Origin of the sequence: Nitrosomonas eutropha (assembly GCF_900116685.1) — a bacterium.
Lineage (GTDB): Bacteria > Pseudomonadota > Gammaproteobacteria > Burkholderiales > Nitrosomonadaceae > Nitrosomonas > Nitrosomonas eutropha_A.
Genome location: NZ_FPBL01000001.1, coordinates 240,611 through 257,089, shown reverse-complemented (window position 1 = coordinate 257,089; position 16,479 = coordinate 240,611). Strand labels below are relative to the sequence as shown.

General features: G+C 46.9%; 13 protein-coding genes. All 13 read left to right on the top strand.

What is annotated here, in order from left to right; translation table 11 throughout:
• Positions 1-57 precede the first annotated feature (57 nt).
• A complete protein-coding gene (locus BM331_RS01250; RefSeq protein WP_256214760.1) occupies positions 58-2,436 on the top strand; it encodes a motility hub landmark protein FimV in 2,379 nt (792 codons plus the stop codon).
• A gap of 175 nt (positions 2,437-2,611) precedes the next feature.
• Positions 2,612-3,445, top strand: a complete 834-nt coding sequence (gene truA, locus BM331_RS01245; RefSeq protein WP_074926232.1) for a tRNA pseudouridine(38-40) synthase TruA — start codon at positions 2,612-2,614, stop codon at positions 3,443-3,445.
• An 11-nt stretch (positions 3,446-3,456) separates the two neighbouring features.
• On the top strand, positions 3,457-4,083 hold the full coding sequence (locus BM331_RS01240; RefSeq protein ID WP_074926230.1) for a phosphoribosylanthranilate isomerase: 627 nt from the start codon (positions 3,457-3,459) through the stop codon (positions 4,081-4,083).
• On the top strand, positions 4,070-5,269 hold the full coding sequence (gene trpB / locus BM331_RS01235; RefSeq protein WP_074926227.1) for a tryptophan synthase subunit beta: 1,200 nt from the start codon (positions 4,070-4,072) through the stop codon (positions 5,267-5,269). Before BM331_RS01240 ends, trpB begins: the two co-directional genes overlap by 14 nt.
• Positions 5,270-5,321: 52 nt before the next feature.
• Entirely contained in the window at positions 5,322-6,146 is an 825-nt protein-coding gene (gene trpA, locus BM331_RS01230) for a tryptophan synthase subunit alpha (protein WP_074926225.1), read from the top strand.
• Between the two features lie 6 nt (positions 6,147-6,152).
• Positions 6,153-7,043: an acetyl-CoA carboxylase, carboxyltransferase subunit beta gene (accD, locus tag BM331_RS01225; RefSeq protein WP_074926224.1), complete on the top strand. Its 891-nt coding sequence runs from the start codon at positions 6,153-6,155 to the stop codon at positions 7,041-7,043.
• A gap of 126 nt (positions 7,044-7,169) precedes the next feature.
• A complete protein-coding gene (gene folC / locus BM331_RS01220) occupies positions 7,170-8,456 on the top strand; it encodes a bifunctional tetrahydrofolate synthase/dihydrofolate synthase (RefSeq protein WP_074926222.1) in 1,287 nt (428 codons plus the stop codon).
• A 19-nt stretch (positions 8,457-8,475) separates the two neighbouring features.
• Positions 8,476-9,147, top strand: a complete 672-nt coding sequence (locus BM331_RS01215; RefSeq protein WP_074926221.1) for an SPOR domain-containing protein — start codon at positions 8,476-8,478, stop codon at positions 9,145-9,147.
• Positions 9,144-9,638, top strand: a complete 495-nt coding sequence (locus BM331_RS01210) for a CvpA family protein (RefSeq protein ID WP_074926219.1) — start codon at positions 9,144-9,146, stop codon at positions 9,636-9,638. Before BM331_RS01215 ends, BM331_RS01210 begins: the two co-directional genes overlap by 4 nt.
• A 106-nt stretch (positions 9,639-9,744) precedes the next feature.
• Positions 9,745-11,262 carry an amidophosphoribosyltransferase gene (gene purF / locus BM331_RS01205; protein ID WP_074926218.1) on the top strand — a complete coding sequence of 506 codons (1,518 nt, stop codon included), beginning with the start codon at positions 9,745-9,747 and terminating at the stop codon, positions 11,260-11,262.
• A gap of 16 nt (positions 11,263-11,278) precedes the next feature.
• Positions 11,279-12,454: an O-succinylhomoserine sulfhydrylase gene (locus BM331_RS01200; protein ID WP_074926216.1), complete on the top strand. Its 1,176-nt coding sequence runs from the start codon at positions 11,279-11,281 to the stop codon at positions 12,452-12,454.
• A 119-nt stretch (positions 12,455-12,573) separates the two neighbouring features.
• Positions 12,574-14,085, top strand: a complete 1,512-nt coding sequence (gene ilvA / locus BM331_RS01195; RefSeq protein WP_074926214.1) for a threonine ammonia-lyase, biosynthetic — start codon at positions 12,574-12,576, stop codon at positions 14,083-14,085.
• Positions 14,086-14,445: 360 nt separating this feature from the next.
• Positions 14,446-16,479 (top strand): methyl-accepting chemotaxis protein, encoded by a 2,034-nt coding sequence (locus tag BM331_RS01190; RefSeq protein ID WP_256214759.1) that lies wholly within the window; start codon positions 14,446-14,448, stop codon positions 16,477-16,479.

Genomic DNA, 16,479 nt, shown 5'->3' with positions numbered 1-16,479 from the left:
TCGATTGCCATCCATATTTTATATCAGAGGGTTCGGGTAACAATGAAGGATATTTGTGTGAAGATAGTTGATTTTAGAGCAAAAGGTGTTTCTCCAGGCGTTTTATCCAAAGTATTTTTGATTGGTATGCTTGCATCTGCCTGGATCGTTCAGGCCGCCGGATTGGGTAAGTTGACCGTAAGCTCATATTTTGGGCAACCTCTCAATGCAGAAATAGCTCTAGAATCTGTAACAGATAAAGAGATCGATTCGCTGTCAGCCCGACTTGCTTCACCCAAAATTTTTCAGAAAGCTGGTGTCAATCTGGCCCCTTATCATGCAACGTTATCTATATCTGTTGAAAAACGAGCCGATGGGCGTCCCTATATCCGCATAAGTTCATCACAGGCAATCAACGAGCCTTTCCTCAATTTGCTCATTGAGCTTAGCTCTTCATCGGGGCATCTGTTACGTGAATATAATGTTCTGCTTGACCCCGCTGAAACACAAAAAGCAGCATCAGCTGAGCCGGTTGTGCAACCCGATAGGGATAAGATAGAAAGTTCTGCAGCAACTGTATCCGGAAAGACTCAATTATTCGTTGAGACTGCCCCCCCCCCTGCTCAGACAGGTAGTATATATGGTCCGGTTATTCGAGGAGATACCCTGAGCAGAATTGCGCGACAAGTATCGCCTGACAGCATTAGTCTTAACCAAATGCTGGTTGCGTTGTACCGTGCCAATCGTGATGCTTTTCTCGAAAGAAACATGAATTTGCTTAAAGTGGGCGTCATTCTGCGTATTCCTGATGAAGGTGAGATCTCATCCGTTACCACTAAAGAGGCTTCTCGTGAAATTGCTGTACAGAAAGAAAGCTGGAACGATTATCGACAGAAAATTGCGGATCTGGCTGATAATTCTTCTGAAAAACCCGTTCTGAAACAAGCTCAAACAGGAAAAATTACAACTGTTTCCGGAGAATCTTCTGTTGACGGGTCCAATAAACCCGAGGAAGTCTTAATTCTCTCAAAAGGAGAGTTACTTAGCGATAATCATCCGCTTGCTAAAAAGGCTGAAGACAGGACTGCCCAGAATTATTTGTACATGATGGAAGAGGATGCGATTGCGAAAGAGCGCGCCTTGCAGGAAGCAAATGAGCGAGTGGCTATTTTGGAGCAGAATGTTGCGAAATTGCAGCGTTTGCTTGAGTTAAAAGGCCCAACTCCTGAGGGCAAAACTGGAATTGAACTGGATCATGCGCAGCATATACCTGACCTGCAGGCAATTTCAACGCTGGCCAAACAGGCTGATATTACAGTCATTGAGAACTCAGCTGAAACTCCTGATCCTGCAGGAGTTTCAGAAAACTCAACTTCTCCGATTACTATGCCGGCTCAATCAGTCAACCCAGTTTCATTATCTAAGCCACTTCAATCTGTCAATCCTGAATCTGGTGAACCAGATTTGATGGATACATTGTTGCAACATGTGGATAAAAACAGCGAGTGGGCTGCTGCAGGATTGGGAGTATTGCTAGTAATTGCGCTGGGCGCATCTTTAATTCTCCGTAAAAGAAAACAATTCGGGGAGCCGGATTCCTCTGACATATATGATTACGCCGAGAAGGGTAATGAATCGATGTCTTCGAGGTTGACCAAGATCACATCTGGTGATACGGGGCATATAGAAAAACCGGATGAAGAATTGATTCAGCGTACGGTCAGTACATCAGAATCGGGTGATTTCAATTTGGCTGATACTGCTGGCAATGAGACTGACGTCGATCTTGGCTTGTTCTTCAGTGGTAAACAGGATGAAAAGACAAGCGAATCTCTTTTCTTCGCTGCGGATTCTGCCGGTCCGACTTATGCGGAAAATGAAATAACACTTGACGAATCGAATGAGCTGGATAATGAGATTAAAATCAGCACAATAGAACCTGATCAGACTGAATACCAGAAAGAAGCTCTTATTGATACCGAAGAAGATATCGAACGCAAAGAAGATAAGACCAGTGAGCAATGGATTTTTACATCTTACGACAATGCTCTGGAAGGAAAATCGGATCTTGGGCTTGCACAAGATGATAGTGAAGCGCGTGCATCATCCTCTGATGCAGAACATCAAATTGATTTTGATCTGGAATTACCTGAAGAAATGGAGCCCGTCAAGGATTCCCATATGATGGATGAGTTGCCAGAATTAAGTTCCAGCCTGGCAGATATTGATCTTGATCTTGGAGATGAGCCTGGTGAGAAGCCGCAAGCCGTCAATGAAAGCTCTGAAGTTGATACAGGTATGCAATGGCGGGAAGTCGCAACCAAGCTTGATCTGGCTAAGGCCTATCTCGAAATGGATGATAACGAAGGTGCCAGAGATATTCTGGAAGAGGTGTTGCATGAGGGTAATCATGAACAACAATCTGCCGCTCGTTTTATGCTGGACAAAATCAGCTGAAGCCAGACGGATATAGCCTGCCGAAAGCTATCCTGATCTTGCCGTTTTCAATTCTGCTGGCTGGTTTGTACTGGTTTTTATCTGTACCTTAATATCCTGATTGAGTGATTTCTTGTATTCCCATGTTTATTGTGAAATTACTCGTGAGGGATCAAGTATTCCTTCATGACGATCTGTGAAGATCGTCCTGATTCTGGAATATGATGGCCGTGGCTATTGTGGTTGGCAAAAGCAACCTGATCGTATCTCTGTTCAATCTCGGCTGGAAAACGCTTTATCGCGCATAGCAAGCAGTCAGATACAAGTTGTTGCAGCAGGACGAACAGACGCAGGTGTGCATGCATTATGCCAGGTTGTGCATTTTGAAACGCATGTCATCCGCCCTCTAACAGCTTGGGTAAGAGGAGCTAATGCACTACTGCCGGATGATATTTCAGTATTGTGGGCTTCGGAAGTTAATGATGATTTTCATGCCCGATTCAGCGCAACCGAACGTACTTATCTGTATTATCTGCTGAGTAGACCTGCTCGTCCTGGAGTTTTCCAAGGAAAAGCAGGGTGGACCCATTACTCGCTTGATCTCGAAAAAATGCAGGCGGCGACAAGATTCCTGATTGGTGAGTATGATTTCAGTGCGTTCCGCTCAGCGGAATGTCAGGCAAAAAATGCGATACGAAAGCTTATCAGACTGGATGTCAGTCAAAGTGAACAATTTTTTGTTTTTGAATTTTGTGCTAATGCGTTCCTGCATCACATGGTTCGAAATATTCTTGGGGCGTTAATTTATATTGGCCAGGGAAAGTATCCTCCTGAATGGATGCAAGTACTTCTGAGAAAGCGTGATCGCACACTGGCTGCACCAACATTTGCGCCAGATGGATTATATTTGGCTGGTGTTCGATACGATGTCAAATGGAATTTGCCTGCTTTTAATGTAATCCAGCCAGAGAATGTTATAAAGCTGATTGCAGGCTTTGAATGTTCAAAGCATTGGGCTAACTTGCGGTAAAAGGAGATCTGGTGCGTGTCCGTGTAAAAGTATGTGGCGTTACCCGGTTGGAAGATGCAATGACGGCTGTGCACCATGGGGTGGATGCTATCGGCTTTATTTTATGGCCTCAGAGTGAACGATATATTTCACCAGAGGAGGCCAGTCAGATTGTGAGATACCTGCCTCCATTTGTGCAGGCTGTAGGGGTATTTGTAAACCCTGATAGATCCTGGGTAGAAGTGGCCAGTGCAGCAGCTGGACTTGATCTTTTGCAGTTTCATGGTGATGAGTCGCCAGATTTTTGCAGTCAGTTTCATTTGCCGTATATCAAAGCTGTTCGTGTCCGGAACGGATTGGATTTGTTACAATACGCGCAGCGTTATGAGGGATCCAAAGGGTTACTGCTGGACACTTATGCTGAGGGAAAACTTGGTGGAACAGGTCGCATATTCGATTGGAAACTGATTCCCTCGGAGTTGTCGTTACCCTGGATACTCTCAGGTGGTCTTCATTCGGACAATGTTGTTGATGCAATTGAACAGACTCATCCATTGGCGATTGATGTTTCAAGCGGTGTTGAAATTGCCAAGGGCATAAAAGATGCGAATAAAATTTCTGCTTTCATGCAAGGAGTAAGATCTTGTGAAGATATATGATCTTCCCGATAAACGTGGCCATTTTGGCCCGTACGGTGGTACGTTCGTGGCTGAAACCCTGATTTCAGCCCTGGATGAACTTTGTAAGCAATATGAGTATTATCGTGGTGATGCTGAATTTCAAACGGAATTCTTCCGTGAGCTTAAACATTATGTCGGCCGCCCCAGTCCCATTTATCATGCCAGACGTTGGTCGGATCATCTTGGTGGTGCACAGATTCTGCTGAAGCGTGAGGATCTTAACCATACGGGTGCACATAAAATCAACAATACGGTTGGCCAGGCGTTGCTTGCAAGGCGTATGGGGAAAAGTCGCATCATCGCTGAAACAGGTGCTGGTCAGCATGGAGTGGCCAGTGCCACTGTAGCTGCCCGCTATGGTATGGAATGTGTCGTTTACATGGGTTCCGAGGATGTCAAGCGACAGGTAACCAATGTTTATCGCATGAAGCTGCTCGGGGCCACAGTTGTACCGGTTGATTCAGGTTCGCGCACGCTTAAAGACGCATTAAATGAAGCCATGCGTGACTGGGTGACCAATGTCGGTAATACCTATTACATTATTGGTACTGTTGCAGGGCCACATCCTTATCCGATGATGGTCAGGGATTTTCAAGCGGTAATCGGTAATGAAGCCAGGCAACAGATGCAGGAAGAATATGGCAGGCAGCCAGATGCTTTAATTGCGTGTGTAGGAGGTGGTTCAAATGCCATTGGCCTGTTTTATCCTTATATTGGGGAAGAAAATGTTCGAATGATTGGTGTAGAAGCTGCGGGCAAGGGAATCGATACGCAGAAACATGCCGCCACCCTGGTAACGGGCAGACCGGGTGTTTTACACGGTAATCGTACCTATTTGATTCAGGATGAAAATGGTCAGATCATCGAAACACATTCAATTTCTGCTGGTCTGGATTACCCGGGAGTAGGGCCGGAGCACGCATGGCTTAAGGACTGCGGCCGCGCTGAATACGTCGCTGTAACAGATGGTGAGGCTTTAGCTGCATTTCATGCTTTATGTCGCTTCGAAGGGATCATGCCGGCTTTGGAATCCAGCCACGCTCTGGCTTATGCAGCCAAACTTGCGCCAACACTGAGAAAAGATCAACTCCTCCTGGTGAACCTGTCAGGTCGCGGGGACAAGGATATGGCAACGGTGGCACAGCAATCAGGTATTTCGCTTTAACCGAATGTCTGATAGATCTCATTATATTTTGATTTTTCGGATTATCTGTTAAATGAATCGTATTGAATCTGTTTTTTCCCGGCTTAAGTCACAAGATAAAGCTGCACTTATTCCTTTTATCACAGCAGGTGACCCTGACTCAGCCACAACAGTGGCGCTGATGCACCAGCTGACACGCTCCGGGGTTGATTTAATTGAGCTTGGAGTACCTTTTTCTGACCCCATGGCCGATGGGCCTACTATACAGCGTTCCTCGGAGCGCGCACTCAAACAGCATATCAGCCTGAAAGATGTACTTACTATGGTGGCACAATTCAGAAAAATGAACCAGAACACACCGGTTGTCCTGATGGGTTATGCCAATCCAATTGAGGCCATGGGGTATAAGCGCTTTGTGGAAGAAGCAAGCCGTTCCGGGGTAGATGGTGTTCTGGTGGTGGATTATCCACCAGAGGAGAGTGCCGAATGGGTGCGACACCTGAAAGATCAGGGTATTGATCCAATTTTTTTACTATCACCTACAACCCCGGAATCACGTATCAAGCATGTTGCAGAACTTGCAAAAGGATATGTTTATTATGTTTCTCTGAAAGGAGTAACTGGCGCTTCACACCTTGATCTGCAGGATGTCAGCAGTAAATTGTCTCAGCTTCGCGCGCATATCAGGATTCCGATCGGGGTCGGTTTTGGTATACGAGATGAGCAGACAGCCCGGAGCATAGCTGAACGAGCGGATGCTGTAGTCATAGGTAGCCGCATTGTGGAGGAAATTGAACATTCCCAGGCAGCTGATTTGCTGGCAAATGTAGGTGCCCTGGTAGAATCGTTGCGACATGCAATTGATGCAAGATCCAATCACGCTTCTGATATAGGGTAGTGATATATGAGCTGGTTTGAAAGTATCATTCCCCCTAAAATCAAGCGTAAGGAAAACGGTGAGAAAAAAGCCGTCCCAGAAGGCTTGTGGAGCAAATGTGCAAGTTGCGAAGCTGTTCTTTACTGCACGGATCTGGCTAAAAACCTGAATGTCTGCCCCAAATGCAGTCACCATAATCGTATTTCTGCGCGCAAGCGTCTTGAGTTTTTGCTGGATCCACAGGATCGCCACGAACTTGGTATGGACGTCCTTCCACAAGATCCTTTGAAATTTCGTGACAGCAAGCGGTATACAGACAGGTTGAGTGATGCGCATGAAGTTACCAGTGAAACTGATTCATTGGTGGTCATGCGAGGCAGTATCAAGTCGATCCCGGTTGTTGCTGCTGTTTTTGAATTTGGTTTTATGGGCGGGTCGATGGGTTCCGTGGTTGGCGAGCGCTTTGTACGTGCCGTGAAAGCCTGCGTGACACATCATCTTCCTTTCATCTGCTTTAGTGCGAGTGGAGGGGCCCGGATGCAGGAGGGTTTGTTTTCGTTGATGCAGATGGCAAAGACAACCGCTGTACTGGAGCAGCTGAGTCGAGAGAAATTACCCTTCATTTCTATACTGACAGACCCCACAATGGGGGGGGTATCTGCAAGCTTCGCATTTATTGGTGATATTGTGATTGCTGAACCAGGCGCATTGATCGGTTTCGCCGGTCCGCGTGTTATTGAACAGACTGTGCGTCAAACGTTGCCTGCCGGTTTTCAGCGAGCAGAATTTCTGCTGGAACATGGTGCCGTTGATTTAATTATTGATCGTCGTGAGATGCGTGATCGACTGGCTAACCTGTGTACATTGCTGATGCGTATCCCGGTTCCTGTTTCACCACCTGTTATATCAGCTGATTGAACCTGGTCTTTTCCGAAATTTACTATTACCTTGTTGAATAATAGCGGTGTTGACTAAAAGGGATAATGTGAATCTACTGCTCGCTGTCATGGCGAGCGTCTCTTTTACCTTATTTCTTCCAGATCGATGATGGATGTCCGATCAATGACTTTGGATGACTGGTTGCTCTACCTTGAAAAACTTCATCCAAGGGCAATTGATATGGGTCTGGAGCGAGTGAAGAAAGTAAGAGATGCTTTGAGGTTAATACCCGAATTTCCTGTCATTACGGTTGCTGGTACAAATGGCAAAGGCTCGGTTTGTACCATGCTCGAATCGATACTCGGTCATGCATCCTATCGGGTAGGTTGTTATACATCACCACATTTACTGCATTATGGCGAACGAATACGGATTGATCAGCACGCGATTGCTGACGAAGTTTTGTGTAGTGTATTTGCTGAAATTGAATCTGTACGTGAATCAATCCAGGTTACGCTGACTTATTTTGAATTTGGCACCTTGGCCGCCATGCTGATATTTGTGCGGGCACAAGTGGATATAGCAATTCTGGAAGTGGGATTAGGCGGCCGGCTTGATGCGGTTAATGTATTTGATACGGATTGCGCCATCCTGACCAGTATTGACCTGGATCACATGGATTATCTTGGATCCACCCGAGAAGCCATTGGCCAGGAAAAAATTGGTATCTTCAGGCCAGATAAACCGGCAATTTGTACTGAACCGGATATACCAGCCGATCTCCTTCCAAAAATGAAGGTGACGGGCGCCATACTATCTTGCATCAACAAAAACTTTAGCTACACGCAGGATAATCTGCAATGGTGCTATGAGGGAGCGCATCGCTATAACTTGTCATTACCAGCGCTTAAAGGGGAATACCAGCTGCAAAATGCAAGCGCTGCTCTGGCAGCACTGGAGGCTATGGAAGGAACACTGCCTGTTCCAATGAATGCCATACGACGGGGGTTGGCTGAGGCAACCCTGGCAGGTAGATTTCAGATAATTTCAGCAAGGCCTGCGATTATTCTGGACGTGGCGCATAATCCTGCCGCAGCTCGTAAATTATTGGACAATCTGGAAGCCATGCCAGTAAAAGGATGTACTTATGCAATCGCGGGTATGCTGAAAGATAAGGATATGGCTGGTACGATCCGGGTGCTGAAAAACAATGTGGATTACTGGTTGATAGCGGGCCTGGATGTGGCAAGAGGCGCAACAGGGGATGAAATGCTGAAGGCGCTTAAAGATGCCGGGATAGAAGAACAGGAGCATGTACGTGCATTTCAGAGTGTACGAAATGCCTATGTTTACGCGCGTGAACATGCCAGTAGTGATGATAGAATATGCGTTTTTGGATCGTTTCATACCGTCAGCTTGATATTGAAGAATCATGGCGGGACGGTTTCTTAAAGGTAGGCAGGTATAAAAAATGACCAGCAGCGTCAATGAAGAAGAAATTTCCCTGAGGAAGCGTGCCAGAAAGCGCCTGATTGGCGCTATTTTGCTCGTTATTGTGTCGGTAGTATTCTTGCCCATGATTCTTGATGATGAGCCTCAGCAAGAACAGCAGGAAATTGATATTCAGATACCTTCCGAAGAGCTGACTTCTGAAACTTATCCTTGGATGACACCGGAAAATGCAATGGTCGATGATGAGGCAGAAGTTCCCCGGGAACTGGATAAACCATTACCTTTCAGCGATCCTGAGCGTTCCGGGAAAATTGAAAATAGCGGATCGAGTGATAGTGGTTTCGATGGAATACCGATTCCTGCCAGGAAGCCAGTGCTGGCAAAATCAGCTCCGGCTATTCAAGGAAAAACTACCACTGTTCAAGAAAAAGTATCTATAAGTGATAATGTAAAAATACAAGACGGCTCATTTGTCATTCAGCTGGGTGCATTTTCTGATGTTTCTAAAGCCAAGCAGCAACAGCAAAATCTTGTCTCAAACGGGGTAAGAGCATATACCGAAACAATCAAGGTTGGCAGTAATGAAATGACTCGTGTGCGGATCGGCCCTTTTCCTACGCGAGAAGCAGCTGAAGCAGAGCATGAACGGTTGAAAAAAATTGGTTTGAGCGGTGTAGTAACAACCAGATGACGATTTTCGATTACATCGTTATCGGAATCATATCTTTCTCAGCTTTATTGAGTGTCACGCGCGGTCTGGTACATGAAATCGTATCACTTCTTGCCTGGATAATTGCCTTCTTTGTTGCCAGTCGTTATTCAGTAAATGCTGCTCCCTTGTTATCAGACTGGATCGTAAATGAATCCATTCGCATGTTGACGGCTTTCAGTGTGACGTTTTTTGTTGTTCTTCTGGCAACAATGCTCGTATCCAGGCTGTTATCTGTTCTGGTGAGGGGAGTAGGGTTGGGCTTGATAGACAGAATGCTGGGTGCGTTGTTCGGAATCGTGCGTGGATTGGTAATCATATTGTTTCTGATAACGGCAGCCGGTTTTACTCCGCTTCCGCAACAACCCTTCTGGCAGCAGGCGGTATTGAGTGAACCCCTAGAGATAATGGCGGCCGATGTAATTCCCTGGCTACCCCGGGATTTCAGAAATCTTATTGGTTTTGCCAGATAGCCTGAGTCCAGGCTTAACTGTATGAAAATTTTATGTCTTGTAACCAATACAGATATGAACTGCTAGTTTTACAAGTTTTTTAATCCACTTTTTCAGCGAGCTCGCTATGTGTGGAATTCTAGGTGTGGTAGCCCGTTCCCCCGCCAATCAGTTGCTCTATGATGGCCTGTTAATGCTGCAGCATCGTGGCCAGGATGCTGCAGGCATCGTTACCGCGCAGGGTAACAGTTTTCATATGCACAAAGGGCCAGGTATGGTACGGGATGTATTTCGCACCCGGGATATGCGTGCGCTGCCAGGGCATATGGGAATCGGACATGTTCGTTACCCCACAACAGGATCATCAAATTCTCCTGCTGAAGCACAACCCTTTTATGTAAATTCTCCGTTTGGTATTGTGCTGGCGCATAATGGCAACCTGACCAATGCGGATGTGCTCAATCAGGAGCTGTTTCTAGCAGATCGTCGTCACGTAAACACGCATTCTGATTCGGAAGTATTACTAAATGTGCTGGCACATGAGCTGCAGGAGCGTGCGACAGGTTACCAGCTTGATCCGGCTGAAATTTTCTCGGCAGTTTCCGGTGTGCACGAGCGTTGTCAGGGTGCTTATGCAGTGATTGCAATGATTGCAGGTTATGGTTTACTGGCTTTTCGCGATCCGCACGGGATCAGGCCGCTGGTATTCGGGTCCGTGGAAACGAATGCTGGTACTGAATACATGGTTGCTTCCGAAAGTGTGGCGCTAGATACATTGGGTTTCCGTCTGATCCGGGATGTTGCACCTGGAGAAGCAGTTTTTATTGATATGGAAGGGCACTTCTACAGCCATCAGTGTGCTGCTCGCACCAGTCTGAATCCCTGTATTTTTGAATATGTTTATTTGGCTCGTCCTGATTCAATGCTGGATAGCATCTCAGTTTATGAGACTCGTCTCAATATGGGCGTGAACCTGGCAGATAAAATCAGCACTTCCATGCGGCATCTGGATATTGATGTTGTAATACCGGTTCCGGAATCCAGTCGTCCAAGTGCCATGCAGCTTGCCAATCGCCTTGGAATCAGTTTCAGGGAAGGATTTGTCAAAAATCGCTATGTAGGCAGAACGTTTATTATGCCAGGGCAGCAGCAGCGCCGGAAATCGGTTCGGCAGAAATTAAATGCTATCGAGATTGAATTTCGTGGCAAGAACGTACTACTGGTTGATGATTCCATTGTGCGCGGCACTACCAGCCGGGAGATTGTTCAAATGGCGCGTGAAGCGGGAGCACTTAAAATTTACTTCGCTTCGGCAGCGCCACCAGTACGTTTCCCTAACGTATATGGTATAGATATGCCGACCCGCCAGGAACTGATTGCGACAAATCGTACCGATGAAGAAATATGTCGTGAAATTGGTGCGGATTATCTAATCTATCAAAATCTGGATGCACTCAAGCAGGCGGTTGCTCAGGTCAATCCTCGCATCACAAATTTTGAAACCTCTTGTTTTGACGGGCATTATATAACAGGCAGTGTCACTCAGGAATATCTTTACAGAATCGAATCGCAGCGTAACAGTCTTGGGTTATCACAAGGTGAGCGCACTACCCAACTTGATTTAACCCTGCTCCCAATGGATTAACCACATAGAAACGATCATGACAAATGAATTAGATCTCCAAACGCTGGCCATTCATACCGGCGTCCATCGCAGTCAGTTTAACGAACATTCGGAATCACTCTATCTGACTTCAAGTTTTGTGTTTGATAGTGCAGCCCAGGCAGCTGCACGGTTCTCAGGGCAAGAACCCGGCAATATCTATTCGCGCTTTACTAACCCGACAGTAACTGCCATGCAGGAACGCCTGGCTGTGCTGGAAGGAGCGGAGGCCTGTATCGCAACAGCCACCGGTATGGCAGCAATTACGACCTGCGTCATGGGACTGCTTTCAGCTGGTGATCATATCGTTGCCTCACGCAGCCTATTTGGATCCACTGTTGGCCTGTTTAACAATATCCTAAGCCGTTTCAATATCGAAACCACTTTTGTTTCTGCAACCGATCCGAGTGAATGGCAGGCAGCAGCCAAGCCGAACACCAAACTGTTTTTTATGGAAACTCCCTCCAATCCACTCACGGAAATTTCCGATATCGCTGCATTGGCAGACATCGCCAAGCGGATTGGGGTGTGGCTGGCGGTTGACAACAGTTTTTGTACCCCGGTTGTGCAACAACCGCTGAAACTGGGTGCAGATCTGGTCATTCATTCAGCCACAAAATATCTGGACGGGCAGGGCAGAATCCTGGGAGGGGCAATACTGGGTAAACGTGATTTGCTGATGGATAGCGGTATATTCGGTTTCTTGCGGACAGCCGGCCCGGCGCTGAGTGCATTCAATGCCTGGATTATTCTGAAAGGACTTGAAACATTAAGTATACGGGTAAAAGCACACTCTGATCATGCACTGGAAGTCGCGCGCTGGCTGGAAGCACACCCTAATGTAGCACGTGTGTTTTACCCAGGTCTGCCGTCTCATCCGCAGCATACACTGGCGATGCGCCAGCAGAAAACTGGTGGCAGCATTGTGTCATTCGAGGCAAAAGGCGGTAAAGAGGCGGCCTGGCGTATTGTAGATGCTGCGCGGCTCATGTCGATTACTGCCAATCTTGGCGACACCAAAAGCACACTGACTCATCCTGCCACTACAACGCATGGGCGTATCAGCCAGGAGGCGCGCGCAGCTGCCGGAGTCAGCGATGGTCTGCTGCGTATTGCAGTTGGCCTGGAATCACCGGAAGATATCAAGGCAGATCTCGCTCGAGGACTACAGTAGACTCATAATTTATTACAACCGGTACCACTATCTTTGCTTGAAACAGAATACAAGCAGCAATAGATTTCGCTACCGGTTCTCACTCACAACTACTGTGATACCTCTAAAACCTTGCCATCATGATTAACGATTATCTTGAAAGGATATTGACCGCACATGTCTATGACGTTGCGGTTGAAACACGCCTAGATCCGGCGCCATCATTATCTGCCCGTATTCATAACCGTGTATTGCTTAAAAGAGAGGATATGCAGCAGGTTTTTTCCTTCAAGCTGCGTGGTGCTTATAACAAGATGGCCAGATTGCATTCTGGTGTATTGCAGCAAGGTGTGGTCGCTGCCTCAGCGGGAAATCATGCGCAAGGTGTAGCACTGGCAGCGCAAAAGCTGGGTTGCTCCGCCACAATCGTTATGCCAACCACCACGCCGCAGATCAAGATCAATGCAGTAATGGCAATGGGTGCTGCAGTACTGCTGCAGGGGGATTCCTATAATGATGCCTACGAATATGCGCTGAATCTTGCCAGGGAAAAAGGGGTTGAATTCATTCATCCTTACGATGATCCGGATGTGATCGCCGGGCAAGGTACGATTGCCATGGAAATTTTGCGTCAGCATCCCGGGAAAATTCATGCGATTTTTGTCCCGATTGGTGGGGGGGGGTTAATTTCCGGTATTGCTGCGTATGTGAAACGACTTCGCCCGGATATCCGGATAATCGGAGTTGAGCCAACGGATTCAAATGCCATGTATCGCTCTCTGCAGGCAGGTTATTGTGTTGAGCTCCCGCAAGTAGGTTTATTTGCGGATGGTGTGGCTGTGCGTCAGGTGGGAAAGGAAACTTTCCGACTATGCCGTAAGCTGGTGGATGACATTCTGCTAGTGGACTCGGATGCCATTTGCGCTGCGATCAAGGACATATTTGAGGATACGCGCTCGATTGTAGAACCTTCCGGTGCGCTTTCGGTGGCCGGGCTAAAGGTATACGCGAAACAAAATAACTTGCTGCATGAAACCCTGATTGCAATCGCATCAGGGGCAAACATGAATTTTGACCGACTGCGCCACGTTTCTGAACGGGCTGAGCTGGGTGAACAGCGTGAAGCAATCCTGGCGGTGACGATTCCTGAAAAACCTGGCAGCTTCAAACAGTTTTGTAACCTGGTGGGCGCTCGCAACATCACGGAATTTAATTACCGCTATGCGGATCCTCAAAAAGCACATGTCTTTGTGGGTATATCAGTCCGTAATCGCGAAGAAGCATTGAATCTGATCCAGATTCTGCAAGCGAATAATTTGCGTGCGGAAGATATGACTGACAACGAGATGGCGAAGCTGCATATCCGCCACATGGTGGGTGGGCATTCCAGGGAAGTCAGCCATGAAGTTCTGTATCGATTTGAATTTCCAGATCGTCCAGGGGCACTCATGAATTTTCTGAACAAAATGAGCGATCGCTGGAATATCAGTTTGTTTCATTATCGTAATCATGGTGCTGATTTCGGCCGTGTCCTGATTGGGATACAAGTGCTCCCACAGGAAAAAGATGCATTTATGCATTTCCTGGACGATCTGGGTTATGAATTTGATGATGAAAGCAATAATCCTGCCTATCAGTTTTTCCTTGCCTGATTTTCTGCCTGCATCTCCCCTTGATTACGAACTTCCCATTCATGGCGATAGCATCTTTAAATGTCATTGGACTAATACCGCTTCGTGACAGGTATTGGTGCTCATCCGTAATCATTGAGGTACTTCACAACTTTAATCTCTAAAAAACTCTGGTTCAAAGCGCTGATAAAGAAGGTTTTTATAAATTTCTTCTGATTTTTGTACCTGGAAGACAGCGACTATCCTATTGCACTGGAATTATGTCATCATAATATTGGCTTTCAGAATGTGCTGAAATACCAATAAGGGCGGTTTTGACAGAAGTTCTACCAGAGTAAGGTTTATTACCGGCATATGACAGGTTGCAACAACCCCAACGATATGACTGTACTGCTTCCCGTAACCAGATATCTACAGATATTTCGCCGATCGTGGCTCCCAGGAGCGCTATCCGTTCTGTTTCTATTGATTGCTTTGATTATGTTGCGTGTTGATACTCAGCAAGCGCGCAACCATACCGCTTCACTTGAAGTCATCGGGCGTATTCATACCAGCATCCAGCATCTGGTCATTATTTCCCGGGAAGCGTTGCGTGGGAATGAGCAGGCATTTGTTCAATTGCGCAATAACCTCGATCAACTGAATCATTATTCAACCTTGTTGCAATACGGGGGAGAGTATCAGCGAGAAACCATTCCCGCCGTAGCAGAGCTGCTTTCCGCAGATTTGTTTAAATCCTTTCAGAATACGTTACGTACAAAGGAAAATCAGGCTCGCCAAATTCTGGAAAGCCGGGAAGTATTGATTAATCTGGCAGAAATTTTAAAACGGGTGGATCTGGTCAATAATGGCTTACAAAAGAAACTACAGGATTTCTCAGCCGAGCTGGCGCAGACAGGGCACGCATCCAGCCAGGCAGTCGCGGTTGAAACTGTAAAAATTCTTGTTCAGTTTATTACCGGCAGTGTCAGCTCTGTGATACAGGGTGGGTTTCAGGTATCTGGCACAACAGATCAATTACCAGGAGATTCTGAACAGATAACCGGAATGATCCAGACTTTAATAAAAGGCCGGGATTGGTTGTATTCAACCGTTCTGGGTAATCAACTTCCCTCCGAAACATTGTCCGAGATTCGTATCCAGTTTAACGCGCTCGAAGATCTGTTGCGTGTTGCTCAGAAATTGACACCGGAGGCGACCGGGGCCTGGCATGCAATGCATGAGACATTTTCGGCCAGTGACAGATTGTCAACACTGGTGGGCCAGATCGAACAGGCAATCATCGAGCACAATAGTAGCGAAGGTACATCCATTACGGTGCTGTTTTACCTGGCTGTAATGTTAACCATTTTAAGTGGTCTGGTATTCATCCAGATGTTTTCTACCAGTTTGCGCAAACGAATCCATCAGGGTGAACAAGATGTTGAAACCACGCAGAAGGCAATACTGCGCCTGCTCGATGAAATGGAGATACCGGCAGGAGGAGATCTGACTGCTCGCATGTCCGTCACCGAAAATATTACCGGCACCATTGCCGATTCAATCAACTTGACGATTGAGGCATTGCAGGAGCTGGTTAAAAAGGTAAATCACGCCAGCTCCCAAGTGATTGATGCCTCTCATCAGGCAGAACAAATTTCATCAGATTTACTGGCCGCGACACAAGAACAGGCACATAAAATTGAGGATGCAACAGTTGCTGTCCTGGGAGTTGCCGAATCACTGGAAGCAGTGTCCGATTCGGCGGAAGAATGTGCCGATGTTGCCAAACAAACCCTGCACGCGGCAGAAAACGGTGCCAATGCTGTACAGGATGCCATGGCCGGCATGAATGAAATCCGAGTCTATATCCAGGAAACTTCCAAACGTATCAAGCGTTTGGGGGAGAGTTCACAAGAAATTGGTGAAATTGTTACCTTGATTTCAGATATCACCGAGCAGACCAATATCCTGGCATTAAATGCCTCCATTCAGGCAACAACGGCAGGTGAAGCTGGCAAGGGATTTTCTGTTATCGCTCAGGAAATACAGCGTCTGGCTGAGCACTCCACCGAAGCGACTCGGCAGATCAGTACGCTCATCCGTAACATCAGGGGAGATGCGCAAGACACTATCATTGCAATGGAGCGCAGCACAGCGAGTGTGGTTGGAGGAACGAGGCGTGCTAATACTACAGGAAGCGCCCTGGAAGAAATCGAAATAATCTCTAAACGCCTGGCGCAACTGGTCATCAGGATTACCGAAGCTACGCGCACACAAACCCGTGTTTCTAACAAGGTGGTCAAAAGTATGGAAGATATCTTATCCATCACCCGGCAAACCACTCAAAGCACTCAGCAGAATGCCGACTCCATCAGGCAGATCGCAGCGCACGTGACAGACTTGAAGTCATCAGTTACCAATTTCAAGGTGTGA

Bases quoted from the DNA above. Each gene is read 5' to 3' on its own strand.
- trpA (WP_074926225.1), top strand. From the start codon at position 5,322: ATGAATCGTATTGAATCTGTTTTTTCCCGGCTTAAGTCACAAGATAAA.
- accD (WP_074926224.1), top strand. From the start codon at position 6,153: ATGAGCTGGTTTGAAAGTATCATTCCCCCTAAAATCAAGCGTAAGGAA.
- folC (WP_074926222.1), top strand. From the start codon at position 7,170: ATGATGGATGTCCGATCAATGACTTTGGATGACTGGTTGCTCTACCTT.
- BM331_RS01215 (WP_074926221.1), top strand. From the start codon at position 8,476: ATGACCAGCAGCGTCAATGAAGAAGAAATTTCCCTGAGGAAGCGTGCC.
- BM331_RS01210 (WP_074926219.1), top strand. From the start codon at position 9,144: ATGACGATTTTCGATTACATCGTTATCGGAATCATATCTTTCTCAGCT.
- purF (WP_074926218.1), top strand. From the start codon at position 9,745: ATGTGTGGAATTCTAGGTGTGGTAGCCCGTTCCCCCGCCAATCAGTTG.
- BM331_RS01200 (WP_074926216.1), top strand. From the start codon at position 11,279: ATGACAAATGAATTAGATCTCCAAACGCTGGCCATTCATACCGGCGTC.
- ilvA (WP_074926214.1), top strand. From the start codon at position 12,574: ATGATTAACGATTATCTTGAAAGGATATTGACCGCACATGTCTATGAC.
- BM331_RS01190 (WP_256214759.1), top strand. From the start codon at position 14,446: ATGACTGTACTGCTTCCCGTAACCAGATATCTACAGATATTTCGCCGA.